Origin of the sequence: Rhizobium cauense, assembly GCF_019511525.1 — a bacterium.
Classification (GTDB): domain Bacteria; phylum Pseudomonadota; class Alphaproteobacteria; order Rhizobiales; family Rhizobiaceae; genus Rhizobium; species Rhizobium cauense.
Map to the genome: position 1 here is coordinate 516,950 of NZ_JAEUAT010000001.1, position 14,400 is coordinate 531,349.

The 14,400-nt window shown below is 61.8% G+C and carries 12 protein-coding genes; 9 read left to right on the forward strand and 3 right to left on the reverse strand.

What is annotated here, in order from left to right; genetic code table 11:
• Positions 1-27 precede the first annotated feature (27 nt).
• From JNB88_RS02565 to JNB88_RS02595, 7 genes are all read left to right on the forward strand, one after another.
• Positions 28-1,314, forward strand: a complete 1,287-nt coding sequence (locus tag JNB88_RS02565) for an ABC transporter substrate-binding protein (protein ID WP_037131048.1) — start codon at positions 28-30, stop codon at positions 1,312-1,314.
• Positions 1,315-1,318: 4 nt separating this feature from the next.
• Entirely contained in the window at positions 1,319-2,281 is a 963-nt protein-coding gene (locus JNB88_RS02570) for a carbohydrate ABC transporter permease (protein WP_220354171.1), read from the forward strand.
• Positions 2,274-3,158 carry a carbohydrate ABC transporter permease gene (locus tag JNB88_RS02575; RefSeq protein WP_037131054.1) on the forward strand — a complete coding sequence of 295 codons (885 nt, stop codon included), beginning with the start codon at positions 2,274-2,276 and terminating at the stop codon, positions 3,156-3,158. The genes JNB88_RS02570 and JNB88_RS02575 overlap by 8 nt, the downstream gene beginning before the upstream one ends.
• Positions 3,159-3,179: 21 nt before the next feature.
• Positions 3,180-4,253, forward strand: coding sequence for a Gfo/Idh/MocA family protein (locus JNB88_RS02580; protein WP_220354172.1), 1,074 nt, complete (start codon positions 3,180-3,182; stop codon positions 4,251-4,253).
• Between the two features lie 24 nt (positions 4,254-4,277).
• Positions 4,278-5,357: an ABC transporter ATP-binding protein gene (locus JNB88_RS02585; protein ID WP_220354173.1), complete on the forward strand. Its 1,080-nt coding sequence runs from the start codon at positions 4,278-4,280 to the stop codon at positions 5,355-5,357.
• A 66-nt stretch (positions 5,358-5,423) separates the two neighbouring features.
• Entirely contained in the window at positions 5,424-6,299 is an 876-nt protein-coding gene (locus tag JNB88_RS02590) for a phosphotransferase (protein ID WP_220354174.1), read from the forward strand.
• Between the two features lies 1 nt (position 6,300).
• Positions 6,301-8,751: a GcvT family protein gene (locus JNB88_RS02595; RefSeq protein WP_220354175.1), complete on the forward strand. Its 2,451-nt coding sequence runs from the start codon at positions 6,301-6,303 to the stop codon at positions 8,749-8,751.
• Between the two features lie 250 nt (positions 8,752-9,001).
• Here the strand turns inward: JNB88_RS02595 and JNB88_RS02600 are convergent, their stop codons facing one another.
• Positions 9,002-10,459 carry a mannitol dehydrogenase family protein gene (locus JNB88_RS02600; protein ID WP_220354176.1) on the reverse strand — a complete coding sequence of 486 codons (1,458 nt, stop codon included), beginning with the start codon at positions 10,457-10,459 and terminating at the stop codon, positions 9,002-9,004.
• Complete coding sequence (gene uxaC, locus JNB88_RS02605; protein WP_220354177.1) at positions 10,456-11,871, reverse strand: glucuronate isomerase; 1,416 nt, start codon at positions 11,869-11,871, stop codon at positions 10,456-10,458. Before uxaC ends, JNB88_RS02600 begins: the two co-directional genes overlap by 4 nt.
• Before the next feature lie 181 nt (positions 11,872-12,052).
• On the opposite strand from uxaC, the gene JNB88_RS02610 reads away from it, so the two are divergent.
• Together JNB88_RS02610 and JNB88_RS02615 are read left to right on the forward strand one after the other, a co-directional pair.
• Positions 12,053-12,262, forward strand: a complete 210-nt coding sequence (locus JNB88_RS02610) for a SlyX family protein (RefSeq protein WP_113365392.1) — start codon at positions 12,053-12,055, stop codon at positions 12,260-12,262.
• Positions 12,263-12,379: 117 nt separating this feature from the next.
• On the forward strand, positions 12,380-12,817 hold the full coding sequence (locus tag JNB88_RS02615; RefSeq protein WP_220354178.1) for a PACE efflux transporter: 438 nt from the start codon (positions 12,380-12,382) through the stop codon (positions 12,815-12,817).
• Between the two features lie 81 nt (positions 12,818-12,898).
• Here JNB88_RS02615 and JNB88_RS02620 read toward each other — a convergent pair whose 3' ends face one another.
• Positions 12,899-14,380, reverse strand: a complete 1,482-nt coding sequence (locus JNB88_RS02620) for an NAD-dependent succinate-semialdehyde dehydrogenase (RefSeq protein WP_220354179.1) — start codon at positions 14,378-14,380, stop codon at positions 12,899-12,901.
• Positions 14,381-14,400: the final 20 nt, after the last annotated feature.

The window sequence follows — 14,400 nt, forward strand, 5'->3', positions numbered from 1 at the left end:
GCGCTCCCCAAGGGAGGAGGAAAACAGATGACGTTCAGCATAAACAGACGTGGCTTCATGGCGGGCGGAGCTTCGCTCCTATCGCTTTCGGCGTTCGGCGCCCCTGCATTCGCGCAGGATGCCCGACTTCGCCTCATATGGTGGGGCTCGCAACCGCGCGCCGACCGCACCAACAAGGTCTCGGATCTCTACAAGTCGAAAAATCCCGGCGTTTCGATTACCGGCGAATTTCTCGGCTGGGGCGATTACTGGCCGCGCCTGGCAACGCAGGTTGCCGGCAAGAATGCGCCCGACGTGATCCAGATGGATTATCGCTACATCGTCGAATATGCCGGGCGCGGCGCGCTTGCACCGCTTGAGTCCTACATGCCGGCCAAGCTCAACCTTAGCGATTTCGACAAGGCACAGGTCGAGGGCGGCAGTGTAGATGGACACCTTTACGGTGTCAGCCTGGGTGCCAATTCGGCCGCAACCGTGCTCAACACGACTGCCTTCCAGGAAGCAGGCATAGAACTGCCGACCCAGGCAACCACATGGGAAGAGTTCGGAAAGATGGCTGCCGAGATGACCAAGGCGGGCAAGCGGAAGGGCATGTTCGGCATGGCCGACGGCAGCGGCGCCGAGCCGCTGTTCGAAAACTACCTCCGCCAGCGCGGCAAGGCGCTCTACACGGCGGACGGCAAGATTGGCTTCGGCGTCGAGGAAGCCTCCGAATGGTTCGATATGTGGAACAAGTTCCGCGAAAGCGGCGCCTGCGTTCCCGCCGACGTTCAGGCGTTGGACAAGAACGATATCGAGACCAACACGGTTTCGCTTGGCAAGTCGGCCGCCGGCTATGCTCACTCAAACCAGTTCGTTGCCTATCAGCAGATGAACAAGGACAAGCTTGCGCTGACCAACTACATGCGGGTCACCAAGGACTCCAAGGGTGGGCACTACCGCAAGCCATCGATGTTCTTCTCGGTCTCGTCGCAGTCGAAGGTGCTTGAGCAGGCCGTCGACTACGTAAACTTCTTCGTGCAGAATCCGGATGCTGCGGTCTTGCTCGGTGTCGAACGCGGCATTCCGGAGTCGGCTGCCATGCGCGACGTCGTCGCGGCCAAACTCGACGACGTCGGAAAAATCCCGCTGGAATACGTCTCCGGACTTGGAGAGCTGGCGGGCAAGCTGCCACCGCCACCGCCCTCGGGCGCGGGTGAAGGCGAACTGACCTTGCGCAACATTTCCGAGCAGGTTGCCTTTGGCCAACTGGCGCCGGCCGATGGCGGCAAGCAGCTTGTGGACGAGATCACGCGTATTCTCTCGCGAGGTTGAGACTATGACCAATGCGATGCGCACGACGGCCGGCGGAGCCGTAGCGGTGGAACATTACCAGGGAGCAGTGGCAGACAGCCGTTTTAGGCGGCTGTGGAATGCCAATGCTCCGGGCTACCTCTTCCTGCTGCCCTGGCTTCTGGGCTTTTTCGGGCTGACGCTCGGACCAGCCCTGATGTCGCTCTACCTGTCCTTCACCGACTTCGACATGTTGCAGTCACCGGGCTGGGTGGGTACCGCCAACTACGTGCGCATCGCGACGGCCGACCCGAAATTCGCGTCGGCGATGTCGGTGACCCTGACATATGTCGTTCTCTCTGTTCCGTTTAAGCTAACCTTCGCGCTGCTGGTCGCGATGGCGCTCAACAAAGGCGTGCGCGGCCTGCCGCTCTACCGCGCGATCTTCTACCTGCCGTCGCTGCTTGGCGGCAGCGTGGCGATCGCCGTCCTCTGGCGGCAGCTCTTCGCCGGCGACGGCCTGGTCAACGCGGCGCTCGCCAACTTTGGTATCGAGGGTCCGAGCTGGATTTCTCATCCGAGCTACTCGATCTACACGCTGGTAGCGCTCAGCGTCTGGCAGTTCGGCTCGCCGATGATCATCTTCCTGGCCGGTCTGCGGCAGATTCCGACCGACATGTATGAGGCCGCCAGCCTCGACGGCGCGTCCAAGTTCCGGCAGTTCTACAAGATCACCCTGCCGCTGCTGACGCCTGTCATCTTCTTCAATGCCGTCGTGCAAACGATCGATGCCTTCAAGGCTTTCACACCTGCCTTCATCATCTCGGGCGGCACCGGCGGACCGATCAACTCGACGCTCTTCTACACGCTCTATCTCTATCAGGAGGCTTTCGGAAACTTCCGGATGGGCTACGCCTCTGCGCTCGCCTGGGTCCTCGTGCTGATCATCGCGATCTTCACGGCCTTCTCCTTCCTGACCTCGCGTTATTGGGTGCACTACGATGACTAACGGAATTACATCAGCCGTTGCGGCACCGCCTTCGGACATCACCAAGCGCAGCCTTCCTGCGTCGATCACGGTCCATACGCTGCTGATCCTGGGTTCGCTGCTGATGCTCTATCCGCTGCTGTGGATGGTGTCCGCGTCGGTCCGCCCGGAAAACGAGATCTTCGCATCGACTTCGCTCATCCCGTCATCGATCGACTTCTCGTCCTACCTGCGCGGTTGGGTCGGCCTCGACATCACCTTCGGCCGCTTCTTCTGGAACTCGCTGGTCATCTCGGTCCTCACCGTGATCGGCAATGTCGTTGCCTGTTCGCTCGCGGCCTATGCCTTCGCACGGTTGCGTTTTGCCGGCCGGAACTTTTGGTTCGCGATCATGCTCGGCACGCTGATGATCCCGTATCACGTGACGCTGATCCCGCAATACGTGTTGTTCCTCAACCTCGGCTGGGTCAACACCATCCTGCCTCTGGTTGTGCCGAAGTTCCTGGCAAGCGACGCGTTCTTCATCTTCCTGATGGTTCAGTTCTTCCGCGGCATCCCGCGCGAACTCGATGAGGCGGCGATGATGGACGGCTGCAGCGCCTGGCGTATCTACTGGAAGATCATGCTGCCGCTGTCCCTGCCGGTGCTCGCGACCGCCGCGATCTTCTCCTTCATCTGGACCTGGGACGATTTCTTCGGGCCGCTGATCTACCTCAACGACATGAACACCTACACGATCCAGCTCGGCCTGCGCACCTTCGTCGACTCGACCAGCGCATCGGACTGGGGTGGCCTGTTCGCCATGTCGACACTGACACTGGTGCCGGTGTTCTTCTTCTTCCTGTTCTTCCAGCGGCTGCTGATCGAAGGCATCGCCACGACGGGCATGAAGCGCTGATGCAGTTACGGATATAGATCAATGAGTATCAAGAGAGTTGCGATCGTTGGCTGCGGCATCGGCCGTTCCCACATCGTCGAAGGCTATCTGCCGCATCCCGATAAGTTCAAGGTCGTAGCGATCTGCGACCTGAACGAAGAACGGCTGCGCGAGATCGGCGACGAATTTGACATCGCCAAGCGCACGACCTCGTTTGCCGATGTACTGGCTGACGAGAGCGTCGATATCGTCGACATCTGCACGCCGCCCGGCATCCACCTGGAGCAGGTCGTGGCGGCGCTGGCGGCGGGCAAGCACGTCATCTGCGAGAAGCCGCTGACAGGCTCTCTATCAGGCGTCGACACGATCATGCAGGCGGAGAAGGCGGCCAAGGGCACGCTGATGCCGATCTTCCAATATCGTTACGGCGACGGCATCGAAAAGACGAAGCGCATCATCGAGGCCGGCATCGCGGGCAAGCCCTACATGGGCTCGGTGGAAACCTTCTGGCTGCGGACGCCCGAATATTACGCCGTGCCGTGGCGCGGCAAATGGGCGACCGAGCTCGGCGGCGTGTTGGTGACACACGCGCTGCATCTGCACGACATGCTGCTGCACCTGATGGGACCGGTCTCAAAGGTATTCGGCCGCGTCGCGACCCGCGTTAACGACATCGAGGTCGAGGATTGCGCCTCGGCGAGCCTGCTGATGCAGAACGGCGCCTTCGTGTCGCTCTCCTGCACGCTTGGTTCGCAGGAGCAGATCAGTCGCCTGCGGCTGCATTTCGAGAACGTCACTTTCGAGAGCAACCACGAGCCCTATTCGCCGGGCAAGGATCCATGGAAGATCATCGCCGGCAATGACGCGATTCAGGCGCGCATCGACGCGGTCATCGGCGACTGGCGGCCGGTGGCTCCGCGTTTCACCACCCAGATGGAGCATTTCCATGCCTATCTCAGCGGCAATGGTCCGCTGCCGGTGACGACAAAGGACGCGCGCCGCGCGCTTGAACTCGTGACCGCGATCTACCAATCGTCCGATACCGGCAGCGAAGTCATCCTGCCGATCGGATCGGACAGCCCGAAGTACGCCGACTGGCGTGCTCGCACGAAATAATGGACCAGGGAGGATCCTGAGATCATGGCAACAAGCGTCGTTCTCCAGAAGGTCGAAAAGCGCTACGGCGCGCTTGACGTTATCCACGGCATCGACCTGAAGATCGATCCCGGCGAGTTCGCGGTCTTTGTTGGCCCGTCGGGCTGCGGCAAGTCCACGCTCTTGCGCATGATCGCGGGTCTCGAAGAGATCACCGGCGGCGCGCTGCTGCTCGACAACGAGCGGATGAACGAGGTGGCGCCGGCCAAGCGCGGCATCGCGATGGTGTTCCAGTCCTATGCGCTCTACCCGCATATGTCCGTCTACAAGAACTTGGCCTTCGGTCTTGAGACGGCCGGCTACAAGAAGGCCGAGATTCAGCCGAAGGTGAAGCGCGCCGCCGAAATCCTGCAGATCGAAAAGCTGCTGGAGAGGAAGCCGAAGGCGCTCTCCGGCGGCCAACGCCAGCGCGTCGCGATCGGTCGCGCGATCGTGCGCGAGCCGCGCATCTTCCTGTTCGACGAACCGCTCTCCAACCTCGACGCGGAACTGCGAGTGCAGATGCGCGTCGAGATTTCCCGCCTGCATCGCAGCCTCGGCAATACGATGATCTACGTCACCCACGACCAAGTGGAAGCCATGACCATGGCTGACAAGATCGTGGTGCTGAACTCCGGCCGTATCGAGCAGGTCGGCGCGCCGCTCGATCTCTACAACAACCCGGCCAACCGCTTCGTCGCGGGCTTTATCGGCAGTCCGAAGATGAACTTCCTGCAGGCCCGCATCGAGCAGGTCGGCGAAGCCGACACAACCATCAACGTCTGCGGCAACGCCGTTCGCCTGCCGCGCCGGCTCAACACCGAGGCCGGGCAAGCCGTTACCTTCGGCATCAGGCCGGAACATCTTTCGGTGCTCGAAACCGGCGGGATCACACTCGCGACTGTCAATGTCGATCTCGTTGAAAACCTTGGCGGCGCGACCATGCTCTACGCGAAGACGCCGGATGGGCAGCAGCTGACGATAGCGCTTGACGGACAGCAGAAGGTCGAACGCGGAACGAACGTGAAAGCGTCCTTCGATCCGGCGCGGTGTCATGTCTTTGATGCATCAGGCGCCGCAATCTAGTCGCGCTTGACAGCTGATCCCTCTCTGGCCATGATTTCAATAGGATAGGCCGCGAAGGGGAAAAGCGTGACGCCTGAAGATCGGATTCATGCGCTTGGCATTTGGCAGGGTCCGATCGAAATTGTCCCAATCACCGGTGGCATCACAAACCGGAATTATCTGGTGCGGGATCGCGCGGTTCGCCGCGTCGTTCGATTGGGCGAAGACATTCCTGTTCACCATATCAGCCGGCAGAACGAGCTTGCCGCTAGCCAGGCCGCATATGCAGCGGGACTGTCGCCTGAGGTCATTCATCATGCGCCGGGCGTGCTCGTCCTCGACTACATCGAGTCGAAGGCGCTCACGCCGGAGGATATTCGGCGCCCCGAGACTTTGGAGCGTGTGATCCCCCTGGTGCGGGCATGCCACCATGACATCGCCCGCGAATTTCGCGGCGCGGCGGCGATCTTCTGGGTGTTCCATGTCATTCGCGACTACATCGCCAATCTGGAAGCCGCCGACAGCCGCTATCGCCGGCTTTTCCCGGATCTGCTCGCCAAGGCCGAAACGCTGGAGGCGGCGGGTGGCCCGTTCGAGATCGCCTTCGGCCACAATGACATGCTGGCCGCCAACTTTCTCGATGACGGCAAGCGCCTGTGGCTGATCGACTGGGACTATGCGGGGTTCAACACGCCGCTTTTCGACCTTGGCGGTCTTGCCTCCAACAGCGAGTTCTCCGAGGCAGCCGAGCAATCGATGCTCGACGCTTACTACCAAATGCCTCTGAGCGCGGACCTCTGGCGCCGTTACCAAGCCATGAAGTGCGCCTCGCTGCTGCGCGAGACATTGTGGAGCATGGTGTCCGAAATCCACTCCACCATCGACTTCGACTACGCCGCCTACACGGCCGAGAATCTTGCGCGCTTTGAGCGCGCCTACGACGCTTTCGAACAGGATCAATAATATGACGAAGGAATTGCCAAAGTCAGCCAAGGCGGTCGTTATCGGCGGCGGGATCATCGGCTGCTCGACGGCCTACCATCTCGGTAAGCTCGGCTGGACGGATACGGTGCTGCTCGAGCGCAAGAAGCTGACCTCGGGCACGACCTTCCACGCCGCCGGGCTCGTTGGCCAGTTGCGCACCAGCGCCAACATTACCCAGCTGCTCGGCTATTCCGTCGATCTCTACAAGAAGCTTGAAGCCGAGACAGGGCTTGGCACCGGTTGGAAGATGAATGGGGGCTTGCGCCTAGCCTGCAACGAGGAGCGCTGGACCGAGGTCAAGCGACAGGCAACGACCGCGCAATCCTTCGGGCTCGAGATGCAACTGCTGACACCGCAGGAGGCCTTCGATCTCTGGCCGCTGATGACAATAGACGATCTCGTCGGCGCCGCCTTTCTGCCGACCGATGGCCAGGCCAACCCATCTGACATCACCCAGGCGCTTGCCAAGGGCGCACGCATGTCCGGTGTCTCGATTTTCGAGGATACCGAGGTTCTCGACCTCGAGATCGACAAGGGCAGGATTCGCGCCGTCATCACCGAGCATGGCCGGATCGAGTGCGAACGCGTCGTCGTCTGCGCCGGCCAATGGACGCGGGCCTTTGCGGCGCGCTTCGGTGTCAATGTGCCGCTCGTGTCCGTCGAGCACCAGTACATCATCACCGAATCCTTCGGCGTGCCCTCGAACCTGCCGACGCTGCGCGACCCGGACCGCCTGACCTACTACAAAGAGGAGGTCGGCGGCATCGTCATGGGCGGCTACGAGCCGAACCCTATTCCCTGGGCCAGGAATGGCATTCCCGACGGCTTCCACTACACGCTGCTCGACAGCAATTTCGATCATTTCGAGCAGATCATGGAGCAGGCGCTCGGCCGTGTCCCGGCGCTCGAAACAGTCGGCGTCAAGCAACTGCTGAACGGGCCGGAGAGCTTCACACCCGACGGCAATTTCATTCTCGGCGAGGCGCCGGAGATGAAGAACTTCTTCGTCGGCGCCGGCTTCAACGCCTTCGGTATCGCCTCCGGCGGCGGCGCCGGCATGGCGTTGGCGGAATGGGTTGCCAAGGGCGAGCCGCCCTACGACCTCTGGCCGGTCGATATCCGCCGCTTCGGCCGCCCGCATTTCGACACCGACTGGGTGCGCACGCGCACGCTTGAAGCCTATGGCAAGCACTACACGCTGGCCTTCCCCTTCGAGGAGTATTCGAGCGGCCGGCCATGCCGCAAATCGCCGCTCTACGACCGGCTGAAAGCGCAGGGGGCGTGCTTCGGCGAAAAGCTCGGATGGGAGCGGCCGAACTGGTTTGCCGATCTCTTCGCCAACGAGGAGCCGAAGGACACCTACACGTACGGCCGCCAGAACTGGTTCGAGGCCGTCGGGCGGGAACACAAGGCGGTGCGCGAGGCCGCCGTGATCTTCGATCAGACGTCTTTCGCCAAGTTCGTGCTGAAGGGGCGTGATGCCGAGGCGGGGTTGTCGTGGATCGCCGCGAACGACGTGGCAAAGCCCGTTGGCTCGCTTGTCTACACGCAGGTGCTGAACGACAAGGGCGGCATCGAGTGCGATCTCACCTGTGCCCGCGTGGCCGACGACGAGTATTACATCGTGACCGGCACCGGGTTCGCGACGCATGACTTCGACTGGATCGCACGCAATATTCCCGATGGGATGCACGCGGAACTCGTCGACGTCACCTCCGCCTATTCCGTGCTTTCGCTGATGGGACCGAATGCGCGCGCCGTGCTCGAGAAGGTGACAAACAGCGATGTTTCCAACGCCGCGTTCCCCTTCGGGCGCGTCAAGACAATCGGCATTGCCGGCTGCCCGGTTCGGGCGCTGCGCATCACCTATGTCGGCGAACTCGGTTACGAGCTGCATGTGCCGGTCGAATACGCAACGACGGTCTATGACGCTTTGATGGCGGCAGGTGCTCCGCTGCAGCTGACCAATGCCGGCTATCGCGCGATCGAAAGCTGCCGCCTCGAAAAGGGCTATCGCGCCTGGGGTTCGGATATCGGCCCGGATCACACGCCCATCGAAGCCGGGCTTGGCTGGGCCGTGAAGACGAGGAAGAACACGCCGTTTCGGGGGCGCGAGGCGATCGAACGGCAGCTCGCGACAGGCGTCAAGAAGATGCTCGCCTGCTTCGTGCCTGAGGATCCCGATATCGTGTTGCTCGGCCGCGAGACGATCTATCGCGACGGCAAGCGAGTCGGCTGGCTCTCCAGCGGCGGCTTCGGCTACACGGTCGGGAAGCCGATCGGTTACGGCTATGTCCGCAACCCGGAGGGTGTGACGGAGGACTTCGTACTGTCGGGCACATACGAGCTCGATGTCGCGCGTGTGCGGTTGCCTTGCCGCGTATCGCTGTCGCCGTTGTACGATCCAGAGATGGTGAGAGTGAAGGCCTGATAGGCGCGTCTCGCCCCTTGGGTCGTCATTCCTGTGCTTGTCACCGGAGTCCAGCCACCGCGTCGTCGTGGTGAATGACTGATTGGAAAACAGTCTCTCGCGCCCAAGGACTTGGGCGCACTGGATCCCTGTGTCAAGCACAGGGATGACGGCGTAGGCCGCGCTAAACCCGACCATTGCAACAGATGCAATGACGCCAAACGGGCACGGAAAATCGGTGCTGTGACGAGCAAGCCGACCGCCGCGCCCCTCAAAACAGCGGGAGCCTGTTGTCCTGAATCAGGATTTCCAGTTTGTTCGCGACATCCTCGGTCCAGCCGATATTGCCCGTCAGCGCCGCTGGAAAGAGGCCTGGCAAACCGAACAAAGCTTTCGATACAGCGCCACCCTTGCGCGGTACGTCGGCCAGCAGAGCGGCAATTTCGGCTGCACGAGGATCGCGCAGTTCGTAGCGTTCGCCCTTCCTGTCGACGCCAAGGGCGTAGCGCATCCAGGCAGCTACCGCGATCGCATAGGTTTCCGCCTTGCTGCCATTCTCCAACGCCTCGGTCGCGGGTTCCAGCAGTCGCTGCGGCAGTTTCTGCGTCCCGTCCATGGCGATCTGATAGGTGCGGTGGGCGATCGTCTTGTTTGCAAAGCGTGCGATCAACTCGTCGGCATAGGCCTCGAGATCGATGCCGGGAACGGGATCGAGCGTAGCAGCGGCGGCATTCATGTGACGGCGTGCCAGGGCCGCAAGGCCGGCATCATCCATGACGTCGCGGATAAATTCATAGCCACCTATGTACCCAAGATAGGCGAGCAGCGAATGCGCGCCATTGAGCATGCGTAGCTTCATCTTTTCATAAGCCGAGACTTCCTCAACCATCAGGGCGCCAGCAACCTTTTCCCATTCCGGCCGGCCATTGGCGAAGTGATCCTCGATCACCCATTGGGTGAAGGGTTCGGTCTCGATCGCCGCCAGATCCTGCCGGCCCGTCAGTCTTTCGGCATCGCGATAGGTGGCATCCGTGCTTGCCGGCGTGATGCGATCGACCATGGTCGATGGGAATGGCACATTCGCTTCGATCCACTGGCGAAGCTCCGGATCGATGCGACTGGCGAACTCGAGCACGAGCCGCTTCAATACGGCGCCGTTGCTTGGCAGGTTATCGCAGCTGAGCGGCGTGAATGGCGCTGTACCCTTGGCGCGACGGCGCGCAAGACCTTCGACCAGATAGCCGATGACGCCGCGCGGCGCATGGCGGTTGGCAAGGTCGGCGGCAATGTCGGCATGCTTCAGGTCGAGCCCACCCGTCGCGGAATCGAAGCCATAGGCCTTTTCCGTTACCGTCAGGCTGACGATGCGGATGGCCGGATCCTCGAGTCTTGCAAGCAGATCGCCGGGATTGCGGGTCGCGACATGGGCGCGCAGGATCGGGCCAATGACATGCGCTGTTGTGCCAGACGTATCGCGCACGAGCATCGTGTAGAGCCCGTTCTGTTCGTTCAGGTGATCGGCGACATCGGCCGTGCGCAGGCTCGCGACCTCGATACCCCAATCGCCGCCGGCGACCGCAATCGCGGCATCGGTGAACGGCGCGAAGTGGGCGCGAAAGAATGCGCCCGGGCCGAGATGCAGGATGCCCGGCTTCAATGCCTTGCGATCATAGCCGGGAAGCATTGCGGTCGGCGCCAGGCCGGAAAGGCTTGTCAGACGTTCGGTCACAGCTTGTATGCCTTTTTCGCGTTTCCGTAGGAGAGTTCGCCGGCGACAATCTCGGCTTCCTTGCGAGACATCCGGTGTTCGGTCACGAACTGCGCCAGGAAGCGGCAGACCTCGCGGCGCCAGACATCGTGGCGGGCGGGGATCGACAAAAGCGCCCGCGTATCGTCGTTGAAGCCTGCGAGGTTGGCGAAGCCTGCCGTCTCCACCACCTGGTCGAGATAGCGGCGAATGCCGTTCGGGCTGTCGTGGAACCACCAGGGCGGGCCGATCATCAGGCACGGCCAATGGCCGGCCATCGGCGCCAGTTCACGGGCATAGGTCGTCTCGTCGAGCGTGAACAGCAGCACGCGAAGACCCGGCGCATGGCCGTACTTGGCGAGCATCGCGGAAAGTCCACCGACCCAATCAGTCGGCGTCGGGATGTCCGCGCCCATGTTCGGACCGCGGGTCTGGAACAGTTCACGATCAGTATTGCGGCGCGAGCCGGCGTGGATTTGCATCGTCATGCCGTCTTCGGCCGAAAGCCCCGCCATTTCGGTGAGCATCTGGCCGCGGAAGAGCTCCGCTTCCTCGGGGCTCAGCGTGCCCTTGTGCGCCTTGTCGAGCAGGCGCTGCTTGTCGGCGAGCGGCAGGTCCGCCGTGAAAGCCGTCGGAACACCATGGTCGGTGGCGGTTGCGCCAAATTGGCGGAAATAGGCGCGGCGCTTGCGATGGGCATCGATCAACCCATCCCACTTTGTCACGTCGCAATCGGTGAGTTCGCCCAGCCGAACGAGGTTTTCGCGGAAGCCGACGGCATCCGGGTCGGTGACGCTATCCGGCCGGTAGGTGGTGCGAACGCGCCCGATCCATCCGTCCTTAGCCATCGTCTGGTGATGCACCAGCGGATCGAGCGCGCCTTCGGTCGTGGCGATCGTCTCGATGCCGAAACGCTTGTGCAGGGAGCGCGGACGGAACTCCGGCAATGCCAGCTGCGCATTGATATAATCGTAGAGCGCATCGGCATTCCCAGGCGTCAGCGGCTCCTCGCAGCCGAGGACGGCTGACATCGCGTGATCGACCCAGAGGCTGGACGGCGTGCCACGGAAGAGATGGTACTGCGCAGCGAAAGCGCGCCAGATGTCGCGACCGGTGGCGACCGGCTTGCCGTCCAGGCGCGGAACGCCGAGATCATCGAGCTTGACGCCAACGCTGTGCAACATGCGGAAGAGATAATGGTCGGGGATGACGAGCAGCGACGACGCATCCTCGAATGGCTTGTCGTCGGCAAACCACGACGGCTCCGTATGCCCGTGCGGGCTTACGATGGGCAGTGCGCGAACCGTCTCGTAGAGATCGCGCGCGACCGTTCGGGTTGCCGGATCGGCCGGAAAGAGCCGGTCCGGATGAAGAAAGCCGTTTCCAACATCCATAAGAATTCCTCCCTGAGGGCTACCGGCCTATCCCACAAGTCGGAACGCGGCAAGGGCTTTTAGTAACCAAACGGTTCACTTTTGCAAAACACCCTGCCTGCCCCTCGAAATGATTGACCACACGGACTATTTCCGCTTTTCAGATGCGGACGAAATTGGCCGCTTGCGGCAAGGAGGTTCCATGTCCGACGAGACAAGCCGCGTAACGAAACTCGAGGAAATCGTTGCCCACCAGGCGAAGGCAATCGAGGAGCTGTCCGATCAGCTGGCAGAACAATGGAAGGTCGTGGAGCAAACGCGCGCCAAGCTCGACAGGCTGACGGAACGGTTTCTGTCGCTTGAGGAGCAATCACTGGAAGCCCCCGCCATCACACGGCCGCCGCACTACTGACCTACCCTCGGCCCTTGTTTTTAGGCGCGGGAATACCTATTAAAAGGGCGTGAGGACGACCTCCCCCTCTATGGGCATCAACTCGGGACGACCCGAACATTCCCAATGGGGGTTATCATGCGGAAAACCGCAGATCGTATCCGTCACGCCATCAGCTTCGAACTCATCGGACTAGCCCTCGTCACTCCGCTCGGCGCGCTGGCCTTCGGCATGCCGATGGCTGACATCGGCGTGATCGGCGTTGCCGGCGCGACGCTGGCGACGCTCTGGAACTACATCTACAATCTCGGCTTCGACCACCTGATGCAGCGCCTGACCGGCGGCACGCGAAAGAGCGTCGCGATCCGCGTATTGCATGCCGTCATGTTCGAGGTGGGACTACTTCTGGCGTTGCTGCCAATGATCGCCTGGTACCTTGGCGTCAGCGTTGTTCAAGCGCTGATGATGGATGTGTCCTTCGCGCTCTTCTACATGGTCTACGCCTTCGTCTTCAACTGGGCCTACGACCGCGTATTCCCGCTGCCGGATTGGCAGCCCGTCGCCCAGCAATCATAAAGCTGCTCTACCGACGAAAAGAAAACGGGACCGCCGTTGCCGGCGATCCCGTTGATTTTCCAGGCGCGCGCGATCAAGTGATCAGACATTGCCCATGCAAAGATATTTCATCTCGAGATAGTCATCTGCACCGTGGCGTGAGCCTTCACGGCCAAGGCCGGATTGCTTGATGCCGCCGAAGGGCGCTGTTTCGCTCGACATCAGGCCGGTGTTGATCCCGACCATGCCGTATTCGAGCGCCTCGGCGACGCGCCACACCTTCTTGAGGTCGCTCGCGAAGAAATAGGCGGCGAGGCCGAATTCGGTGTCGTTGGCCTGGGCGATGACGTCCTCGACGGTGTCGAAGCGGAAAAGCGGGGCGACGGGACCAAAGGTCTCTTCACGCGCGACCTTCATTTCGCGGGTAACGCCCGTCAGCACTGTCGGCGTGAAGAAGGTGCCGGCACCTTCGACGCGCTTGCCACCCGTGACGATCCTGGCGCCCTTCGACACCGCATCCGCGACCTGGCTTTCGACCTTCGCCAGCCCCTGCTCATCGATCAGCGGGCCGATGGCCACGCCGGCCTTGAAGCCGTCGCCGACGGACATTTCCTCTACCTTCGCAGCGAGCTTTGCGGCAAAAGCATCGTAGACGCCGGACTGGACATACAAGCGATTGGCGCAGACGCAGGTCTGGCCGGCATTGCGATACTTCGAAGCCAGAGCCCCTTCGACGGCTGCATCGAGATCCGCGTCGTCGAAGACGATGAAGGGAGCGTTGCCGCCGAGCTCGAGGCTGATCTTCTTGATCTGGTCGGCGCACTGACGCATCAGGATACGACCAACCTCAGTCGAACCGGTGAAGCTGATCTTGCGCACCTTGGCGTTGCCGCAGAGTTCCTTGCCGATCGCGGGGCCATCTTCACCGACGATGACGTTGAAGACGCCGGCCGGAATACCGGCCTGCTCGGCAAGCACGGCAAGCGCCAGCGCCGACAGCGGCGTCTGCTCGGCCGGCTTGGAAACGACAGTGCAACCAACGGCGAGCGCCGGAGCAATCTTGCGGGTGATCATCGCGGCCGGAAAATTCCAGGGCGTGATGGTGCCGACAACGCCGACGGGTTGCTTGATGACGATCATGCGTTTGTCATTCGACGGTGCGGGAATTGTCTCGCCGTAGATGCGCTTGGCTTCTTCCGCATACCATTCGACATAGGCGGCGGCATAAAGGATCTCACCACGGGCTTCCGCGAAAGGCTTGCCCATTTCAGCCGTCAGGATCGCCGCCAGCTCGTCGGCATGGGCGACCATCAGGTCGAACCACTTGCGCAGGATCCCAGCGCGTTCCTTGGCCGGGCGCGCTGCCCAGGCCGGCTGCGCGGCATAGGCAGCATCGATCGCTTCCCGCGTTTCGGCGGCCCCCATATCCGGTAGCGAGGCCAGCACTTCACCGGTGGCCGGATTGAGGACGTCGAAGGTCTTCGTGGCGCCACCGGCTGTCCAGACACCGTTGATGTAACCGGCGTCGCGCAGGAAGGGCGAAGAAAACGGAACGTGTTTTGTCAGTGCAGTCGTGAATGCCATGTCATGTAACTCCAGGCAAA